General features: G+C 61.9%; 18 protein-coding genes. 9 read left to right on the top strand and 9 right to left on the bottom strand.

Features of this window, described 5'->3' with window-relative positions; translation table 11 throughout:
• Positions 1-49 precede the first annotated feature (49 nt).
• Positions 50-832 carry a hypothetical protein gene (locus FJW05_RS16560; RefSeq protein WP_140634021.1) on the top strand — a complete coding sequence of 261 codons (783 nt, stop codon included), beginning with the start codon at positions 50-52 and terminating at the stop codon, positions 830-832.
• A 153-nt stretch (positions 833-985) separates the two neighbouring features.
• Here FJW05_RS16560 and FJW05_RS16555 read toward each other — a convergent pair whose 3' ends face one another.
• From FJW05_RS16555 to FJW05_RS16530, 6 genes are all read right to left on the bottom strand, one after another.
• Positions 986-2,626, bottom strand: coding sequence for an ABC transporter substrate-binding protein (locus tag FJW05_RS16555; protein WP_140634019.1), 1,641 nt, complete (start codon positions 2,624-2,626; stop codon positions 986-988).
• A gap of 304 nt (positions 2,627-2,930) precedes the next feature.
• Complete coding sequence (locus tag FJW05_RS16550; protein ID WP_140634017.1) at positions 2,931-3,899, bottom strand: alpha/beta hydrolase; 969 nt, start codon at positions 3,897-3,899, stop codon at positions 2,931-2,933.
• Between the two features lie 5 nt (positions 3,900-3,904).
• Positions 3,905-4,582 (bottom strand): isochorismatase family protein, encoded by a 678-nt coding sequence (locus FJW05_RS16545; protein WP_140634015.1) that lies wholly within the window; start codon positions 4,580-4,582, stop codon positions 3,905-3,907.
• Positions 4,583-4,901: 319 nt separating this feature from the next.
• Positions 4,902-6,197, bottom strand: a complete 1,296-nt coding sequence (locus FJW05_RS16540) for a Xaa-Pro peptidase family protein (protein WP_140634013.1) — start codon at positions 6,195-6,197, stop codon at positions 4,902-4,904.
• Positions 6,198-6,346: 149 nt separating this feature from the next.
• Complete coding sequence (locus FJW05_RS16535) at positions 6,347-7,324, bottom strand: GlxA family transcriptional regulator (RefSeq protein WP_140634011.1); 978 nt, start codon at positions 7,322-7,324, stop codon at positions 6,347-6,349.
• Positions 7,321-7,749, bottom strand: a complete 429-nt coding sequence (locus FJW05_RS16530) for an NUDIX domain-containing protein (RefSeq protein ID WP_140634009.1) — start codon at positions 7,747-7,749, stop codon at positions 7,321-7,323. The genes FJW05_RS16535 and FJW05_RS16530 overlap by 4 nt, the downstream gene beginning before the upstream one ends.
• Positions 7,750-7,927: 178 nt before the next feature.
• Here FJW05_RS16530 and FJW05_RS16525 point away from each other — a divergent pair, with 178 nt between their 5' ends.
• Genes FJW05_RS16525 through FJW05_RS16515 form a run of 3 tightly spaced genes read left to right on the top strand, consistent with a single transcriptional unit; the run spans position 7,928 to position 9,329 of the window.
• The gene (locus tag FJW05_RS16525) at positions 7,928-8,236 is read left to right on the top strand and encodes a DUF1778 domain-containing protein (protein WP_140634007.1); all 309 of its coding nucleotides are present in this window, start codon (positions 7,928-7,930) and stop codon (positions 8,234-8,236) included.
• Complete coding sequence (locus FJW05_RS16520) at positions 8,233-8,790, top strand: GNAT family N-acetyltransferase (RefSeq protein ID WP_140634005.1); 558 nt, start codon at positions 8,233-8,235, stop codon at positions 8,788-8,790. Before FJW05_RS16525 ends, FJW05_RS16520 begins: the two co-directional genes overlap by 4 nt.
• A 35-nt stretch (positions 8,791-8,825) precedes the next feature.
• The gene (locus FJW05_RS16515) at positions 8,826-9,329 is read left to right on the top strand and encodes a GAF domain-containing protein (RefSeq protein ID WP_140634003.1); all 504 of its coding nucleotides are present in this window, start codon (positions 8,826-8,828) and stop codon (positions 9,327-9,329) included.
• Between the two features lie 25 nt (positions 9,330-9,354).
• Here the strand turns inward: FJW05_RS16515 and FJW05_RS16510 are convergent, their stop codons facing one another.
• Complete coding sequence (locus tag FJW05_RS16510; RefSeq protein ID WP_246673496.1) at positions 9,355-10,374, bottom strand: YeiH family protein; 1,020 nt, start codon at positions 10,372-10,374, stop codon at positions 9,355-9,357.
• A gap of 264 nt (positions 10,375-10,638) precedes the next feature.
• Here FJW05_RS16510 and FJW05_RS16505 point away from each other — a divergent pair, with 264 nt between their 5' ends.
• The 3 genes from FJW05_RS16505 to FJW05_RS27465 all read left to right on the top strand — a co-directional run bounded on the left by FJW05_RS16505 (position 10,639) and on the right by FJW05_RS27465 (position 13,702).
• Positions 10,639-12,072 (top strand): aldehyde dehydrogenase family protein, encoded by a 1,434-nt coding sequence (locus FJW05_RS16505; RefSeq protein ID WP_140634001.1) that lies wholly within the window; start codon positions 10,639-10,641, stop codon positions 12,070-12,072.
• A 764-nt stretch (positions 12,073-12,836) separates the two neighbouring features.
• Positions 12,837-13,241 carry a hypothetical protein gene (locus tag FJW05_RS16495; protein WP_140633999.1) on the top strand — a complete coding sequence of 135 codons (405 nt, stop codon included), beginning with the start codon at positions 12,837-12,839 and terminating at the stop codon, positions 13,239-13,241.
• 287 nt (positions 13,242-13,528) lie between these two features.
• Entirely contained in the window at positions 13,529-13,702 is a 174-nt protein-coding gene (locus FJW05_RS27465) for a hypothetical protein (RefSeq protein ID WP_181164972.1), read from the top strand.
• A 131-nt stretch (positions 13,703-13,833) separates the two neighbouring features.
• Here FJW05_RS27465 and FJW05_RS16490 read toward each other — a convergent pair whose 3' ends face one another.
• Positions 13,834-14,067 carry a hypothetical protein gene (locus FJW05_RS16490; protein ID WP_140633997.1) on the bottom strand — a complete coding sequence of 78 codons (234 nt, stop codon included), beginning with the start codon at positions 14,065-14,067 and terminating at the stop codon, positions 13,834-13,836.
• 560 nt (positions 14,068-14,627) lie between these two features.
• On the opposite strand from FJW05_RS16490, the gene FJW05_RS16485 reads away from it, so the two are divergent.
• A complete protein-coding gene (locus FJW05_RS16485; RefSeq protein ID WP_140633995.1) occupies positions 14,628-16,139 on the top strand; it encodes a hypothetical protein in 1,512 nt (503 codons plus the stop codon).
• Between the two features lie 62 nt (positions 16,140-16,201).
• Here FJW05_RS16485 and FJW05_RS16480 read toward each other — a convergent pair whose 3' ends face one another.
• A complete protein-coding gene (locus tag FJW05_RS16480) occupies positions 16,202-16,645 on the bottom strand; it encodes a hypothetical protein (protein ID WP_246673480.1) in 444 nt (147 codons plus the stop codon).
• Positions 16,646-16,969: 324 nt separating this feature from the next.
• Here FJW05_RS16480 and FJW05_RS16475 point away from each other — a divergent pair, with 324 nt between their 5' ends.
• The gene (locus FJW05_RS16475) at positions 16,970-17,626 is read left to right on the top strand and encodes a hypothetical protein (protein WP_181164971.1); all 657 of its coding nucleotides are present in this window, start codon (positions 16,970-16,972) and stop codon (positions 17,624-17,626) included.
• Positions 17,627-17,629 lie beyond the last annotated feature (3 nt).

The following is a 17,629-nucleotide window of genomic DNA, read 5'->3' as shown; positions in this document are numbered from 1 at the left end:
TACTTTGAAGTCGCCGATGAACGCAGCGGCGACTCGGGGGAAAATTATCATGACGACTGCAGCATTGGGACGACCCGGTCGATTCGAGATCGGCAGGGTATTCAGCAACACCTTCGGAGTGATTGGCCGAAACCTCGGACTTTGCGTGGGGTTGGCGGCTTTGTTTTCGGGCCTGCCGGCATTGCTCATCAGGCTGTGGACCCAGCCGCAGATCGACGCCATGATGCAGCGCTACCCCGGCACCATGGCCGACCCAGGCGCCATGTTTCGCAATTCCTACATCACCATCATCGCCGGATTGATTTCGTTCGTGTGCGCGCTGCTGCTGCAGTCGGCGCTGGTGCGGGCGACCATCGAGGACCTCAATGGCAAGCGTCCGTCATTTGGCGACTGCATCCAGATTGCGATCCGCTTTCTGCTGCCGACGCTTGGCATCGGCCTGCTCGTCGGTCTCGGTGCGGGTATCGGCCTGATGCTGTTGATCGTGCCGGGCATTATCCTCTGGCTCGGCTGGTCGATGTCGGTGCCGGTGCTGATCCAGGAGCGGCGGGGCGTGTTCGGCTCGATGTCGCGCAGTCGGGTCCTCACCAAGGGCAGTCGCTGGGGGCTTTTCGGCCTGTTCCTCATTCTCATCATCATTGCGATGATCATCCAATGGGGGATGCTGCTCGTTCTGGTGCTGTTCGGCGGCATCATCGCCGAGATCGGCGCCGCGCTGGTGCAGACGGTGGTCTCGATGGTGCTCTCGATCGCAACCGCGGTGAGCTATGTCGAGCTGCGCCAGGCCAAGGAGGGCGCAAGCATCGACGAACTGGCGGAGATCTTCTCGTAGGCAGCCGAGATCAACCCGATGGCTTTGGAAAGCCCAGGTGCAGCCGGTAAATTCCGGCTGGGCGGGGTAGTCGGCAATGCGCTCTCGTTCATCGGAATGAGCGCTCGGCCGGCGCGACGGGAAGGTCGCGCCGGCCGCTCGCTCCTGGGAGGATCAGGACTCCAGCCACACTGTCTCGAAATGCTGCTCAAGCGCCTGGTGCTGTTCGCAGCCCTGCACGCCCTTGCGATAGGTGCGGTAGACCGAGCGCCAGTAGGGCTGGACGATGATGCCGGCATCGCGCAGGTTGGTCTCGATCTTGGCCATGATCTCCTTGCGCTGGGCGGCATCCGGCGTGGCAAGCGCCTTGTCGAGAAGCTCGTCGAACTCCTTGTTCGAATAGGCGCTTTCGTTCCAGGCGCCGCCCGATTTGTAGGCCAGCGCCAGTACCTGGACGCCAAGCGGGCGTCCGAGCCATTCGGTGCAGGAATAGGGGAACTTGGCCCAGTCGTTCCAGAAGGTCGCGGCCGGTAGCACGGTGCGCTTGATCTTCAGGCCGGCCTCGCGGATTTGCGCGGCGATCGCGTCGGCGGTGCTCTTCTGCCATTCGACGTCGACCGAGATCAGCTCATATTCGTGGTCGGCCTTGCCGGATTCCATAATCAGCTTCTTGGCCTGTTCGACATCGCGTTTGGCCGGGCCGATATCGGCGAATTCCGGATGCATCGGGCCGACATGGTGGTTGTCGGCGGGTTTGCCGCGGCCATCGAGCCCGAGCTTCAGCACGGCCGCATTGTCGACGGCAAGCTGGGCGGCGCGGCGCACCTTGACGTCGTCATAGGGCGCGTTGGAGATATTGAAGCGCGCGACGATGGTCGAGCCGGTGGCGATCTCGGAATTCTGCAGGCCCATCTGCTCGGTTTGCGACACGGCATCCGCCGTGGTCTCGTGGTCGGTGTCGATCTCGCCGGATTCGAAGGCCGACAGCGTGGCGTTGGGATCGGAGCCGTAGTCGACCCATTTTATGCCGTCGAGATAGAACTCGCCCTTCCACCACGGCTTGTCCTTGCGCTTCACCTCGGCGCCTGTTTCGGCGTCCCAGCTGACCAGCTCGCAAGGGCCGGTGGTGATGGCCAAAGCCTTCTTCGGATCGGCGTCGCCTTCATAGGAGCGGTGCATGATCAGCGCCGGATAGTCGGCCATGCCGGCGATCAGCGAGATGTCGGGCTTCGGCAGGTTGATCTTGACGGTGTAGTCGTCGACCTTCTGGATGCCGCCGTCGACCGGCTTCTTGGTGTCGGCGTTGACCAGCGCGCCCATGCGCGCCGCGACCGAATTGCCGGCTACCGAGGCATCGCACCAGCGGTTGAGGTTGTGGATCACGTCGTCGGCGTTGAAAATGTCGCCGTTCGACCATGTGACGCCTTTGCGCACGTGCAGCGTGATCGTCTTGGCGTCGTCGCTGGTCTCCCAACTTTCCAGCAGCCAGGGCTCGAAGGAGAAGTCGGTTTTCCAGCGCACCAGATATTCGTTGCACTGGCGCGCGACATTGGACATCTCGACGCCGTCGAAGGTGCGCGGGTCTTTAAAGCCCTTGACGTTCATAGCCACGCGCAGCACGCCGCCCTTTTTCGGCTCGGCGGCGCGGGCAGGCGAGGGAGCGATCCCGCCCAGCGCCATCGCTCCGGCGGCGCTGACGCCGAAGCCGGCCATCAAGGCCAGATATTCGCGCCGACTGATCGCGCCCTTCTTGAAATCGTCGGCGATCGGCTTGGCTTGCGGATGCAGTTTTCTGTCGGTCAGCATGAATTTCATCGTCGTTCCCTCTGTTGTTGGGCGCTCCGGGCCGCCATGCGGGGCGGATGCGTCCGCCGGAGCGCCGTTGCCTGCGAGGGAATGATAGGTCCGCTTTCCGCCGCGAAATGGTTGGGTTTCCGCAGTTCTTGTGCGCTGTTCCGCAGGTTAAAGTTGGCCAGGGCGCCGCCGCCCCCTCATCCGGCCGCTTCGCGGCCACCTCTCCCCGACGGGGAGAAGAGACTGGCGCCGGCGCTGACCGATTCCTCTCCCCTCGGGGAGAGGTCGGCCGAGCGAAGCGGAGGCTGGGTGAGGGGGAGCGGCCTCAATACGGCCACTTGCCCCGCCCAAGCGCACTGATGTCCGCAACAATCCTCTGAAACGCCTCCGCCGCGCGCGGCACCGTCATCCTTGCCCGCAGAAAGCTGTGCACCAGCCGCGGCTCCTCGCGCCACCAGGCGTGGCCGCCGGCGGCGAGGATGCGGTCGCGATAGGTCTCGCCGTCGGACGATAGCGGGTCGCATTCGGCGGTGACGATGATCGTCGGCGGCAGGCCGGAGAAATCGTGGTCTCGAATCGGCGAGAAGGTTGGATCGTCCTGTGACTGTCCAGGCGCGGACCGGATGCGACGGTAGAACTCGATGTCGCTTACGCTGAGCAGCGGCGCTTCGGCATGCTCGACATAAGAGCGCCCGGTCTCGTCGCTGCTTAGCCCCGGATAGATCAACATCTGGCCAACAGCCTGCCGTTCATGGCGCCGCGTTGCCTGCGCCACCGCAGCGGCGAGATTGCCGCCGGCGCTTTCGCCGCAAAGCACGATCGGCAGTGTGCTCGTCGCGGCGACCCACTCGAACACTGCCAACGCATCGTCGTAGGAGGCGGGGTGCAGATGCTCCGGCGCCAGCCGGTAGTCGGCCGAGACCACCTCGAAACCGGTGCCGGCGCAGATTTCGGCGCAGACGTCGTCATGGCTATCGAGGTCGCCAAGCACAAAACCGCCGCCATGGTAATAGACGACGGTCGCCGCCGCGTTGCCCGCCATGCGATAGTGCCGCACCGGGATCGGATGCGTCGCCGTCGCGACGAGGCCGTCGCTGGTCGTCACGCCTTCTGGACGAGCCTGATGAAAAGCTGCGCACATCCGATTGTAGACCGCGCGCTGCTTCGCGATCGGCGCAGCGACGATCTCCGGCGGGTACCAGCTGTTGACCTCGTCGATATACTTCCAGAGTTCCACATCGAGCCGGTCGGCATATCTGCTGCGCCTTACCGGAATGGCTGGCTCACTCGTCATCGCCGTCAGAGCTCGGCGTAAAGCCGCGCCGCGTTCTCGAAGGTGAAGCGCAGCGGTACCGAGCCCTCGACCTGCCACACCTTCACGGTGTCTCCCGCCAACAGCCGGCAGGCGTCGAGCGTGTTGGCAACGGCGCCGCCATAGAGACGGTTGGAGAGATTGAGGATGCCGGTCTGGTGCATGGCGGCACTTGCGCTGCCGCAGGCATCCTTGACCAAAAGCACGCGAAACCCGCGCGCTACCGCGTCCTTCACCGTCGCGTCGATGCAGGCCTCGGTCCAAACGCCCGCAATCACCAGCCATTCGATGCCGGAGGCCTTGAGCTTGTCGCCAAAATCGTTCCTGGCGAAGGCGCTGGCTTCCTGCTTGATCAGGATGGCTTCGCCATTTTGCGGCGCCACTTCATGGCAGATCGCGGTCAGCGGATCGTCCTTGTCGGAAAAGGCCGACTTGCCGCTTTCATCGACTGGGTGGAACGGCCGCGCCGCGGCAAGATCGACGATATACGCCCAGTGGTAGAGCGGCACGAAGTTGCGCCGCGCCGCCTCCTGCAGGCGCTGCACGTTGGCGAGGATATCGGCAAAACCCTCGACCAGATAGCGTTTGTCCCTGCGATGCTCCTCCTGGAGATCGATGAACACCGCGGCCACCGTGCCGCGTCGGATGGAAATGGGTGCTTTCATGCGTATGCTCTCGAGGGGTGCCGTGGGGCATCGGAATGTGCCGCAGCCTATCAACTTCGTCATTCCAGGGCGAAGCAGCCGCGAAGCGGCGTCGCGAAGACCCTGGAATCCATGCCGTTAGGTTCATCGGAAGAGTGCGGACTAACAGAATTCTGCACCGTTGCAACGCTTCGTCGTAACGGCATGGATTCTAGGGTCTGCGCCGCGTCGCTCCGCTCCTTGCTCCGCCCTAGAATGACGACGGCAGGTACGCAACGGATATTCTCTAAGCTTTGCGATATCGCACCGCAGATAGCAGTGGACGCCGGCATCACTTCGCTCATTCCAGAAACTCGTCCTCATACGGGAAGCGCGAGAGCAGTTCGGTGCCGGTCTCGGTGATCAGGACCTCGTCCTCCAGCTTGACGCCCTCGCGGCCGCCTTTCTCGCCGATATAGCTTTCCACGCTCACCACCATGCCGGGCATGATGATGCCGTCGCGGCCATAGGTCTCGTAGTCCATCGCGTGCGCGATGAAAGGCGTTTCGCCATGCATGCCGACGCCGTGCATGACCGAGGTGTAGCGCTGGTCGACGAAGCGGTCGGGGATCTTCCAGGCCTTCTCGGCGATCTCGCGGAACGCCATGCCGGGCTTCACGATCGAGATGTTGTGCTGCACCTGGTCATGCGCCATGCGGTAGAGCGATTTCTGATAGGGCGTCGGTTTGCCCGGGCCGCAGCGGAAGGTGCGCGAGAAGTCGGAATAATAGCCGTAGCAGCCGATCGTGTCGGTATCGAGCGCCAGCAACTCGCCCGGCCTGATCTTGCGCCCGCTCGCCTCGTTGAACCACGGGTTGGTGCGCTGTCCCGAGGTGAGCAGCCGGGTCTCGATGAACTCGCCGCCTTGGCGGATCACCTCGCCATACATGATGGCGAACAACTCGTTCTCGGAAACGCCCGGCTTGATCGCCTCGCGCACGGCCGCCACCGCGGCCTCGGCGCCCGCCATCGAGGCCAGCAGGCATTTCACTTCCTCTGGCGTCTTGACCGCGCGCACCGCCAGGATCTCGCCCTGGCAGTCCTTCACCTCGCAGCCGCGCTTTTCCAGCGCCAGCGCCTGCAAATGGCTGCAGCGGTCGAGCCCAAGCTTCATCGAGCCGCCGCCATGCTTCCTCAGAAGCTCGGCGATCTCGTCGGCGAACGGCCCCGCGGTCTCGTCGTCGCGGCCCGACACCGATGACCAAACGAGCTTGGACGGCCGCGCCTCGTCGATCGTGTCGAGCACCATCGAGACATGGTAGCTCTGCGGATATTCGAACAGCACGATCGGCCCTTCGGTGGGCACGAAGAAATAGCGGGTCGAGTTGCGCAGGAAATAGCCGAACATATTGCGCGAACCGGTGGCGTAGCGCTGGTTGTATGGATCGAACAAAACGACGCCGCCATAACCCGCCTCGCGCATCCAGGCGCGCAGCTTGGCCAGCCGCCCCTTGCGCAGCGCGTCGGCATCGATGAAGGACGGCTCGGTGTCTGAAAGCCACATGCCGCCGGCCGGATCGGCCGCGACGGGGTGGCGCATGCGATCCTTGAAGTCTACATCCTCGGTGCTGTCGGGGTCGAATACGACGATGCTCATGTACGGCCTCCTGTTGCGGAGAACATGATCTATACGTCACACGAAGTATGTGCGGATTCCCGCAGATGTCGTGCCGGACGCCGCAGGCTAACGGGCAACGCCGTGATCCGCCCCGCCAGCGATTCATCGGGTCAGCGCGCACAAATACACTAGTGCCGCCGCATCGCCTTAGGCGCGTGCCCGTGCTCCTCGCGAAACGCCCTTGCAAAGCTCGACATCGACGCAAAGCCGCAGGCCAGCGCCACGTCGCGCACCATCAGCGTCGAATGCGCCAGCAGATCGGCGGCGCGCTTCAGCCGCAGCCGCCGGTAATATCCGTTCGGCGAGATATCCAGCTCGGCGCGGAAACTGCGCTCGAGCTTGTCGGGCGAGACGCCGAGCCGTTCGGCCAGTTCCGCCATGCCGAGCCTTTCCTCGACCGCATCCTCCATGATGGCGATGGCCGACAGAACCAGCTCGTTCTGGACGCCGGTGCGCAGCCTGAGCGGCATCAGCTTGCGGTCGACGCTCGACCGCAATGGCGAGTGCACGAACCATTCGGCGACACCAGCCGCAAGCTCGGCGCCATAATCGCGCGTGATGATCTCCAGCATCATGTCGAGGCTGCCGACGCCGCCGGCCGAGGTGAAACGCTTGCGGTCGATGACGAAGAGATCGCGCCGAAGCTCGATATCCGGAAAAGCCTCGGTGAAGGCTGCCTGGCTGGTCCAGTGCAAGGTGCAGGCATGGCCGTCGAGCAGGCCGGCGCGGGCGAGGAAGAATGCGGCGTCGGCGACAGCGCCGATATGCGCGCCGCCGCGCAGGCTTTTGCGGATCCAGCTCATCGCCTCATCGGCCACGACATGATCGGCGTCGCCACCGGAACACACCACGATGCGGTCGACCTTCGGCGCGTCGGCGGCCGAGAAGCCGGGCTGAATGACGACGCCGTTCGATGCCTCCACGCTACCCGCATCGGCGCCGACGATCACCCATCGATAGCAGTCGCGCTTGGCAAGAATGTTGACGGCGCGTAAGGGCTCGATGACGGATGAAAATGCCATCATCGGAAAGCCGGGAAAAACCAGCACCGCGAAGCTAAGGGGCGCTTCGCCCGCCGCCTGCTTTGCCTGACTGCGCCCGCTCATGGCCGGCGGCCGTAGCGCGGCAGCACGATATCGGCTGTGAGCGGCGCGAGATCTATGCCGCTTGCCAGCTCCGGGTTCAGCCAGATCATCTCTTCGATCTCGGCCGCCGGGACCGGCTCGCCGGTGATGGAGAGTTCGAACAGCTCGGCCTCGACGCAGGCGTCCGGCTCATTGGCGGCGGGCGCCGAGAAGGAGCCGAGATGGAAGGCCGCGGCCGGATCGACGGCAACGCCCAGCTCCTCGCGCAATTCGCGCGCAAGGGCGGCGGTGGGCAATTCACCCTGCCCGATCTTGCCGCCGGCCTGCATGAAGGCGGTCGTGCCGCGCTTGCGCACCAGAAACAGCCTGCCGCCGTCGTCGCGGATGACAGCGGCGGCGATGCGGATCGTCCTGGCCCTCGCTGTCTTGGAATGGCTGGAGGTCACGATGGGCTGTTTCCCGGCGGCTGGTGGCAGAGAGGAGGGACCTTATCGGGCACGTCAGCGCTCTTGCAACGGAGAAACGACCAAGAATGCCAGCGGCAACCGCCGCAACTCGCCCTTATGCAGCTTTCTTGACCTGTACGCCGATGCGACGTACATAGATGTGCGAAGGAGCAAGAACATGGAAAATTTCCATGATGAAATTCGAGAGATCGAGGAGCGCAGCAGCGAGCGGATGAACTTCCGCACAAAACCGCGTATCAAGAAAGCCATTCAGCAAGCCGCGGCTCTTGCCGGTGTCGATGACTCGGTTTTCACAATGAATGCCGCATACAGGGCCGCCATGGAAACGATAGAAGCCCATGAGCGCACCGCTCTGCGGCCTGTCGATCATGCTATCTTCTTTGCGGCTATCGACAATTCTCCACCGCCAACGGACCGACTGCGGGCGTCGTTTGCCCGCTATGCCAAAACCGTCATTTCCAAGTGACGCGGCAGCCCGAAGTCGCCAATGTCATAGAGCCGTTCGATCCTGAAAAGCATGATCGAACGGCTTTTTTCTGTGGCGTGGATCAGGTCGACAATTTCTTCAAAAGGACAGCCAACAAACTGTCCAAAGCCGACAATCTTCGTGTCTTTGTCATGCTCAGTCCAGCCGAAGACCTGATCGGCTTTTACGCCATCAATTCACACTCGGTGGATTACAGCGAGTTGCCACACAAATATGCGAGAACCCGGCCAGGACATGGGAGCATCCCCGCGGCCTATCTGTCCATGATGGGTGTTGACCTGCGATTCGCAGGCAATGGATATGGCGGCGATCTTCTGCTTGACGCGCTGGCGCGCATAGCGACGGTTGCCGAGCAAATCGGAATTGCCGTTGTCATGTTGGATGTGTTGGATTGCGGCGATCCGGCCAAGATAGCGCGCAGGATGAAGCTCTACGTCGATCATGGTTTCACCGCATTGCCATCCAACGAATTTCGACTGTTCCTGCCGATCAAAACCGTTCAGGATCTGATGATGATGCATAGCAACCAGTAGGCCAAATCACTCGGCTTGCAACGGAGACGACTCGAATGTTTGCGGCAACCGCCATCGACACCAAGGACAAGCCGGCCTTCTACAAGGAGTTGGCCACGCAATTGAAAGCGCTGCTCGAAGGCGAGGGCGATTCCGTTGCCAACGCCGCCAACACCGCGGCGCTGATCTATCAGATGGTGCCCGACCTCAACTGGGCCGGCTTCTATTTCCTCGCCTCTGACGACGAGCTGGTGCTTGGGCCCTTCCAGGGCAAGCCCGCCTGCGTTCGCATCGCCGTCGGCAAGGGTGTCTGCGGCAAGGCCATCGAGCTCGACATGTCGATGCTGGTCAAGGACGTCAACGAATTTCCCGGCCACATCGCCTGCGATGCCGATTCGCGCTCGGAGCTGGTCGTGCTTCTGCGCGATGCCGAAGGCGCGTTCGGCGTGCTCGACCTCGACAGCCCGATGCCTGGGCGCTTCGACAAGGAAGACCAGGCAGGCATCGAGAAGCTCGCCGCGATTTATGTCGCGGCGTGTGAGTTCGAGGACGAAGACTAAAAGGTGAGGCTGGTCTCGGTCTGCCTCAGACGAGCTTCACCAGTGTCAGACTGAAGACTGCGATGAACAGGAAGGCCGAGAAGGCCAGCATCAGCGGCCGCAGGCCGCGCGAGCGCAACTGGGAAATATCGGCCTGAAGGCCCATGGCGGCGAGTCCCATGGTCAGCATGACCTGGGCGGCCAGAGCGATCGCGGCATGAACCTGAACCGGGATCGCGATCAGGCTGTTCAGCGCCACCACCGCGACGAAGGCGACGACGAACCAGGGTAGCGGCGGCCTGGCGCCGGAAATGTCTGAGCTGCCGTGGCGCGCCATCAGGCCGAGCGCGATCACCATCGGCGCCAGCATCGCGACACGCGTCAGCTTGGCGACGGTTGCCGTCTCGCCGGCAAGCGTGCCGTTCTGGAAGCCGGCGCCGATCACCTGCGCCACCTCATGGATCGAGGCTCCGGCCCACAGACCGAAGGCGTGCTGGTCGAGCCCGAAGACCGGCGCCAGCAGCGGAAAGCCGAGCATGGCGACGGTGCCGAACAGCGTGATCGCGGCAACCGCGTAGGTCACGTCCTCGTCGCGCGCGTCGGTGACAATGTTGGTGGCGACGATTGCCGAAGCCCCGCAAATCGAGGTGCCGGCGGCGATCAGCTGCGCCAGCTTGGCCTCGACGCCGATCAGCTTGCCGAGCGCGACGGTGAAGAGGAAGGTGGCACCGAGCGTGGCCGCGACAATGCCGACCCCACCGAGGCCGATGCCCGCCACCTGGCCGAACGTGAGCTGGAAGCCGAGCAGCACGATGGCGAAGCGCAGCAGGCGCTTTTGCGAAAAGGCGATGCCGGCCTTGGCATGGGCGGGCAGGCCGAGCACGTTGGAATAGATCATGCCGGCCACCACGGCCAGGATCATCGGGCTCAACAAGGTGAGGCCGGACAAACCGCGCGCCGAATAGGCGACGCTGGCGATCATCGCCACCAGGACCAGTCCCGGTACCACGCCGGCTGAGATAGAGGTCAGGGCAGGGCGCTTGCGCTCGGCGTTGACCGGGTTCAGGTCAATTGGAAGATCATTCGCGGTGACGGGTAGGAATGACAATCGAATTCTCCAGGCGCGCTCGTCGCCGAAATGCCATTCCAGAACCAATCTTTCCAACGAATTATTTGAGTTATAATGATCGCCTTTAACGAACGATCATCGCCGACCAGTGGGCTCAACAAGCGCTTGCGTTTGACAGGGCATATGCCGCCCCGTTATCTCTGGCGGTATACGACGACAATCCACCACAATCGAGCACCCACGGCTGGCCGAGGAGAAACCATGTCACACAATCTGCAGTTCTATATCGACGGCGCCTGGGTCGATCCTGTTGTGCCGAACACACTCGATGTCATCGACCCCTCCAACGAGGACGCGTTCGCGCAGATTTCGCTCGGCTCCAAGGCCGATGTCGACAAGGCGGTGGCGGCGGCCAAGCGCGCCTTCGCCACTTTCGGCTTCACTTCGGTCGAGGAACGGCTCGACATCCTCAACCGCGTCATCGAAATCTATAAGAAGCGCAGCAAGGACCTTGCGCTCGCCGTCTCGCGCGAGATGGGCGCGCCGCGCCAGATGGCGCTGGACAGCCAGGTCGGCGTCGGCCAGGCGCATCTGGAGAAGATGGCCGAGGTGCTGAGGACCTTCCAGTTCCGCCACATCAAGGGCTCCTCGCTCATCGTCAAGGAGCCGATCGGCGTCGTCGGCTTGATCACGCCGTGGAACTGGCCGCTGAACCAGATCACCTGCAAGGTCGGTCCCGCGCTTGCCGCCGGCTGCACCATGGTGCTGAAGCCGTCCGAGATCGCGCCGCTCGACGCTATCATCTTCGCCGAGATCATCGACGAGGCCGGCGTGCCGAAAGGCGTCTTCAACCTCGTCAACGGCGACGGCCCGGGCGTCGGCCAGGCGCTGGCCAGCCACCCGGATGTCGACATGATGTCCTTCACCGGCTCGACCCGCGCCGGCATCCTGGTCGCCAAGGCGGCGGCCGACACGGTCAAGCGCGTGCATCAGGAGCTCGGCGGCAAGTCGGCCAACATCCTGTTCCCCGATGTTGATCTGGAGCGGGCCGTCACCAAGGGCGTCGCCGGCTGCTTCGGCAACAGCGGCCAGTCCTGCAACGCGCCGACTCGCATGTTCGTGCCGCGCGACCGCCATGACGAGGCCGCCGGCTATGCGAAGAAGGCGACGGAGAAATTCACCGTCGGCCCGGCCGACGCGCCCGCGTCGAAGCTCGGTCCGGTGGTGAGCCAACTGCAGTTCGACAAGATCCAGGACCTGATCCAAAGCGGCATCGAGGAAGGCGCCACGCTGGTCGCCGGCGGTCCCGGCCGCCCGGCCGAGCTCAACCGCGGCTACTATGTCCGCCCGACGGTCTTCGCCAACGTGACGCACGACATGCGCATCGCCAGGGAAGAAATCTTTGGGCCGGTGCTGTCGATCATGCCCTACGACACAGTCGAGCAGGCGATCGAGCAGGCCAACGACACCGTCTTCGGCCTTGCCTCCTATATCCAGGCCAAGGACATCGAGAAGGCGCGCCAGGCGGCCGCCCGCATGCGCTCGGGCACTGTCTACATCAACTACCCTGCCTGGGACGCGGGCCTGCCCTTCGGCGGCTACAAGCAGTCCGGCAACGGCCGCGAATATGCCGAATACGGTCTTGAGGATTTCCTCGAGACCAAGGGCATCGCGGGGTATGCGGCGGCGAAGTAGGGCACTGTAGCCAGTGATCGTCGGCGCTAAAAAGGCGCGGTTCAACCGCGTTATTAATGTTTGAAAACAAGTCGGCCAGGGACGGCCACTATACTCAAAGATTGATCCACCGGAGACATCGCCTGGTCGGGATGAGATGACACGTATTAGGCTTGGCTGATGCGATTAGGGCTGGCTGACTGCCTGTGTTTTTCGAACAATCGGAGCTTTGCCGGATATCCAAGCCGTATCGACGTTTGGCAGCCCCCGCATTTGAATGTAGCCACGGACTTGAACCAGGAGCCTTTCCGGATAATCGGATGCCGGCATCTTGGACATTCGAATCTGAGATCTGTCTCATTCAGGTTTTGAGGAATCGACATTTTGCCACACGCTCCCTATGCACCTACCGATAGCACGTTAAAGTAGCAATGTTTCAGGCCTGCGACCGCCAGACTACCGCGTTGTAACGAGAGTGATTCCTGGCAACGGAACTGCGCTCAGGGCCAAGCGTCGTGCTCGACCGACCGAGCATTTGGTTGCAAGGTGACCTTTCCGCGAAACACACCAGAAAGGATATTTGGTAAGAATTAATTCAACCGGGCCGAGTATGGTGAGGGTGGCGGCTCCAGCTGGGTGGGGGGTGCGTTTGGCCAGAGCCGCCTGCACGGTCATTGTGTGGCAGTAGACCGCGCTGTGTCAGAATAGAACAGCGCGATCTATAATTAGTTAATGCTAATTAAATGCGGCGGCTACCCTAACGGCCGCCGACTCGCCGTGGTTCATTGTGGGATGGCCTGCCGGCGTACAAGCTGGGCGTGGTTGCCAGCGTGGTTCACCAACGTCGCAATTTGAAAATGCCGCTCTTTCCGAATTTCGAGCAATTGACCTGGCAACCCGAGGGCATAGGTCTTCCGGTAGGGTGTGGTGAAGCGCGAAAAAGCCCCGCCGGCGAGATGCCTGCGGAGCTTTTTTCAGCGGATAGTCGATTAACGACGATCGCTTCCGCGGCTATCATGGTGGCCGCCGTTGTTCGCGCCCAGGCACATGGCATAGTAATCGTCATGGTTGCTGCACGAATTGAGGGTCGCCTGCTGAGCATAAGCCGAACCAGCAAAGCCGGCGACAGCAACAATGGCGAGAATTGCATTGCGAACAATCTTGGACATTTCGATTTTTCCTTCGTTTAAATTCCGGTCGAGCCGGTCGATGGCGGTTTTCCTGCAGTTTGGTTTCGGTTTGATGGCGCTTGAACGTTAATTCGTTTCGAAACGGCAACGGCAGTAGCCGAGCCGGCCAGACGCCTCGCAAGCCATGGCGGCTCGTTTGCATACAAATGTTTCAAACCCTGTCCTTCTCGTTACGAGCCTTGCGCTTGCGTGCAACGCGGCGGAAACGATCGTCGGTCATCTAAGGCGCCATCATGAAGGCGGCGGGATTCCCCCGTTACAGCCATGGCGAATTGAGGATAAACTTTATGTCGATCCTGAAGACATTGAACCGCATGGGCGCGGCCTTGAAGTATGCACAGGATGCCCGCAACCCAACGCGGATGCGGAACGGCATGCCGTCCGACAATCAGCTGGATATTTGCTGGCCGGTGATGCCGACAACCAAGCATCTGTCTTCGAACATCTGGGGCGGGATCTGAGATCTCGATCGCTCGGAAGCCCGACCGTCGACCTGCGCATGGCAATCGTCACCGCGCGAGCCGCAGGCAACGCGCCGTAGCCGCGCTTCTCGGCACCTCCCGAGCTCGTCGCGAGCGTGTTGACGCGCGATTTATCCGCGCCCCGCCTCGATGATGCCGACCATCGCCCGGGTAAATTCGACCATGCTGTTTGCGGTGATGGCGGCATTGTCGGGGGATTGACCGATGTGCTCGGCCGCTCCGCAACAGGACCGGCGGATGCTGTCGTAGTATGGATCTCTCTCATCGTCCGGTAGTGCAGCCAAATTCAGGGCGCGACGGTGGATCATGCGCAGTAGCTGCGCCAATGCTGTTTCGACACTCATGCGTTTTGCTCCGCATCGGTCGAGCGTCTCGGCACACCGAGTGCCGGATCGTCGATCGGGAGATTTCCCGATTCGAACAGGCTGCACAGTAGCCATTAATATATCGTTGATTGCTAACGTAAGAAGCGCATCGAGCATCACAACGTTCAGATGCGAAGGGTGCCGATCCGAGGTGCGCGAGCGTGTTGACGTGCGATTTATCCGTGCCCCGCCTCTGGAACGACATCGGGCAAATGGCCATGATGTCGGAGCGGTCCGTCCCCCGAGCGAGGTTCACCAGCCGTCGCAATTCGAGAATGCAGTTCTTTCAAAAGCTTCGTGAAATGACCTGGCCGTTCTAGGGCATCGAGCATGTTTGAAGAGCGACGGAACATCCCTTCAATACCTAAGCATGCGATCAAGTCAGCACACGCTTCTGCATATTAGAAAGCGCTATAGTTCATGTTGTTGCGTTAAAAGAGTAACCGCCGCGAAGAATTCAGTAAAACTCGAACAATCAGTTTGCGCCGATGTTAACGGCGCACGATGCATTCTTGCCGCATTAAGCGGGTGGGAACGACATGCGTCTCTTGACAGCCAAAACGTGGGTTGCGTCTTTTCTGGCATCCGCTCTGATGTTGGGCGCCCAGTTGGGTGTCGCCTGGGCAGCGCAGCCATGGCTGGATAAGCTCGGCGAGCCGGACCGGCAAAAGTTCGCGCAGCTGGTGGGCACGGTCGATGGCTGGACAGCAGACAAGGCCGACAAGATCAAGGCCGACCTTAAAGCATTCGTGGATGCACACCCGGATTTCGTTCCCGCCCGGGTCGAAGCCACCAGGGCGGAGTGGATGAGGATTGCCAGCCGCATGGGGATAGCCTTGTCGAGCAAATCCTTCTTCATCGTCTTCGAGGAGCTGGAACGTCTCGACCCTTCCTATCCGCCGGCTTACGTCTACGGAGCGCGGACATATATTTATTCCGGCTATCCGGCCGGCGCGCGCAAGCAGCTCGATAAGGCACTTGCCCTGGATGCCGCGAACCCCTGGGTCGACATGACCTGGTCCCTGATGCTCGAGCGGTTGGATCGACGCCAGGATGCGCTGGGATGGGCCAAGACGGCGCTACCAAAGACGGCCGGAAACACCAAGGCGATGGTCGGCGCAATCCTCGCGATCACCAACCTGCAAGGTGTAACCGGCCACGATGCCGCGATTGCCTTGGCCGATCAAATACTGGCGCTTGAACCGGACATGGACAAGCTCGCCGAGGTCATCGACGGTTGCCTGTCCGGCTACAGCTACCAGCCGGGTCTGCTGGATGCTCTGACGGAGATCACCAAACGACTTCAAGCCAAGCAAGCCTTGTCGAATGCTCTCTGGTACGAAATCGCGCGCCTCGATCTGACCATCGGCTATATGTACAATGACGGCGTCAGGCCCCAATACCGGCCGGACTACGCCGCAGCCGCGATCGTGATCCTCGACAAGATCGGCAATGATCCGCAACTTGCGGAGAAAATATGGGGTACCCGATTTGATCTGGCCCTCAGTCTCGGCGACGTCGCGGCCATGACCAGGCTTCTCGATGAAGCCGGCCTCAAAGGCTACGACGCCACGTCGATCGGCTATCACGAAGCGCAGCTGCTGTTTGCACAGGGCAGATATGTCGACGTGATGAAGCTCTACCAGAGGCGCAATCTTCCCGAGGACACCCTGCTGGCGCTCGCCTATGACTGGGGAGGCGACCGCAATGTCGCCGATAGGATCTACCTGCGCGACCTGGAAGTGAATGCGACCTCCGGCCCGGCCAATGCCACCTATGCGGGGTTAAGGCTGTTCCGCTTTCGCGACATCGACGGCGCCATCAAATACGGAGAGAAAGCGTATTCGCTTTATCCATCCGGCTGGAGCCGTTCGCTGGTGACGACCGCCTGGCTGGTCAAATCGTCCGACTACCTGAAAGCCAACAAGACCAAAGAGGCGAAGGAGGCATTCGCGCGTGCCCGTCAGATCGGGATAGACCGCGCCTCCCTTCAAAGCCTGTGCAGCAATCTGTGCAATGACATCAGCTTGCCGCTGAGCGAGTTCCAGTAGCGTTCAGATGCCATGGAAGTCCCCGCAATTCCCCGGGGGGCGCGATCAATGCCTGCGCCGCCTCAGGAATTCATCCGCCGTGCAAAATGCTCATAGGTCACCCGCCATGGATCGCTTTCGGCAGCTCTTTCCTCGCCGATCCAATGGAAGCTGTCGGCCGTGATCTCGGTGAATCGCCAACGCGCTTGCAGGCCGCGCGAGTCATGGCCGATCTGGACGATGTCGTTGCCCTCGGCCCGCCCGATCTGGCGTGAGTAATTCTGGTTGAGCGGATCGCTCCAGAGGATGTGCCAGCCGTCGATGCCGGGATCGAAGACGCGCAAGGTGGTGCCGTACATGGTCGACGGGGCAGGGCGCCTCGGCCTGATCCAGAGGTCCTGGATGGCGCGGCCTTCGAGCACCCAGCCGAAATGGCATTCGCCATCCGATTTGCGGATAGCGCCATCGTCGAGATGCTGGACCGTGTCCATGTCCCAGCTGCCGATCAGCCAAGCGTACAGGTCCATGTCTTTCGCCCAATCGGCGGAAGGGCCATCGCAGGTGAGGGCGGTGAGAAACGGGGACATTGTGGTCGTCATCACTTTCTCCAAGGCGAGCAGGGAGCTGGAACATCGCCGCAGTAACTTGCGGCGTTGTGGTTTCTGGGTCTTGGGAAAAATTGCTGTGTTGCCGCTATCGATCGTCCCCCACAGCATCCTTGATGCAGCGGATTCATCCACTAGTTAACTCCGTGGGCACCGTATTCGCCAGTTTTTGCCTTGGGGCAGCGGCGGTTTAGACGTTCTGACCGCATGCCGCGCAAGGACGGCTGGGCACATTTGGAGACTACCGTGCGTCAATCCCTTGGATTCAGCTTGGCTTGTTTTGCATTCGCTTGCTCGATCGCGGTAGCTTGCGCTGGAACTGCAGCTGCCGGCCCGCACGGCGGAGGGCATCATGGTGGCGGCCATCAGGGTGATGATGGAGGTCAGGGCAGCCATGACAACGGCGGCAAAGGCAAGGGCAAAGGACCTGCCGGCGATCCCGGCGATCCCGCTGATCGCGGCGATCCCGTCGGCAACAGCGGCAGTCCGCCGTCGAACGATGACGGGATCAGCACCACTCCAACGGCCTCAATACCGTCAACTCCAGCTGCCATTGTCGACCTGTCCACAGACGGCGGACATTCGCTCGGCCTCCCGCCCGCCCTGCAGCCTCTCGAAGACAACACTGTTCTATCAGCGGTCCACCCGATCGAAGCGCTGCCCGGTGTCCCGGATAAGGTCGTTCGCGCCTGTCAGGACGCAATCGAGCAGGCCGCCGCCAAGTTTGGTGCGGCCAGTGTGCGCGTCAGCAGCGCAGGTTCCATACGTCGGTTGAGCAAACGCAAGATCTCGGCCCCCATTCAGGTCAGCATCGACTATATGCATCAGGGACGGGTGGAGACGCGTCAGGCGCCGGTCGGGTGCGAATTGAACGCGAAAGGCAGCGTGATCGGTCTGACATAGCGC

Source organism: Mesorhizobium sp. B2-9-1 (assembly GCF_006439455.1).
Lineage (GTDB): Bacteria > Pseudomonadota > Alphaproteobacteria > Rhizobiales > Rhizobiaceae > Mesorhizobium.
The sequence above is the reverse complement of the archived record's forward strand: the minus strand, read 5'-3'. Positions and strand labels throughout refer to the sequence as shown.

Coding starts and splice junctions, on each gene's coding strand:
- FJW05_RS16560 (WP_140634021.1), top strand. CDS start 50: ATGACGACTGCAGCATTGGGACGACCCGGTCGATTCGAGATCGGCAGG.
- FJW05_RS16555 (WP_140634019.1), bottom strand. CDS start 2,626: ATGAAATTCATGCTGACCGACAGAAAACTGCATCCGCAAGCCAAGCCG.
- FJW05_RS16550 (WP_140634017.1), bottom strand. CDS start 3,899: ATGACGAGTGAGCCAGCCATTCCGGTAAGGCGCAGCAGATATGCCGAC.
- FJW05_RS16545 (WP_140634015.1), bottom strand. CDS start 4,582: ATGAAAGCACCCATTTCCATCCGACGCGGCACGGTGGCCGCGGTGTTC.
- FJW05_RS16540 (WP_140634013.1), bottom strand. CDS start 6,197: ATGAGCATCGTCGTATTCGACCCCGACAGCACCGAGGATGTAGACTTC.
- FJW05_RS16535 (WP_140634011.1), bottom strand. CDS start 7,324: ATGAGCGGGCGCAGTCAGGCAAAGCAGGCGGCGGGCGAAGCGCCCCTT.
- FJW05_RS16525 (WP_140634007.1), top strand. CDS start 7,928: ATGGAAAATTTCCATGATGAAATTCGAGAGATCGAGGAGCGCAGCAGC.
- FJW05_RS16515 (WP_140634003.1), top strand. CDS start 8,826: ATGTTTGCGGCAACCGCCATCGACACCAAGGACAAGCCGGCCTTCTAC.
- FJW05_RS16505 (WP_140634001.1), top strand. CDS start 10,639: ATGTCACACAATCTGCAGTTCTATATCGACGGCGCCTGGGTCGATCCT.
- FJW05_RS27465 (WP_181164972.1), top strand. CDS start 13,529: ATGTCGATCCTGAAGACATTGAACCGCATGGGCGCGGCCTTGAAGTAT.
- FJW05_RS16490 (WP_140633997.1), bottom strand. CDS start 14,067: ATGAGTGTCGAAACAGCATTGGCGCAGCTACTGCGCATGATCCACCGT.
- FJW05_RS16485 (WP_140633995.1), top strand. CDS start 14,628: ATGCGTCTCTTGACAGCCAAAACGTGGGTTGCGTCTTTTCTGGCATCC.
- FJW05_RS16480 (WP_246673480.1), bottom strand. CDS start 16,645: ATGGACCTGTACGCTTGGCTGATCGGCAGCTGGGACATGGACACGGTC.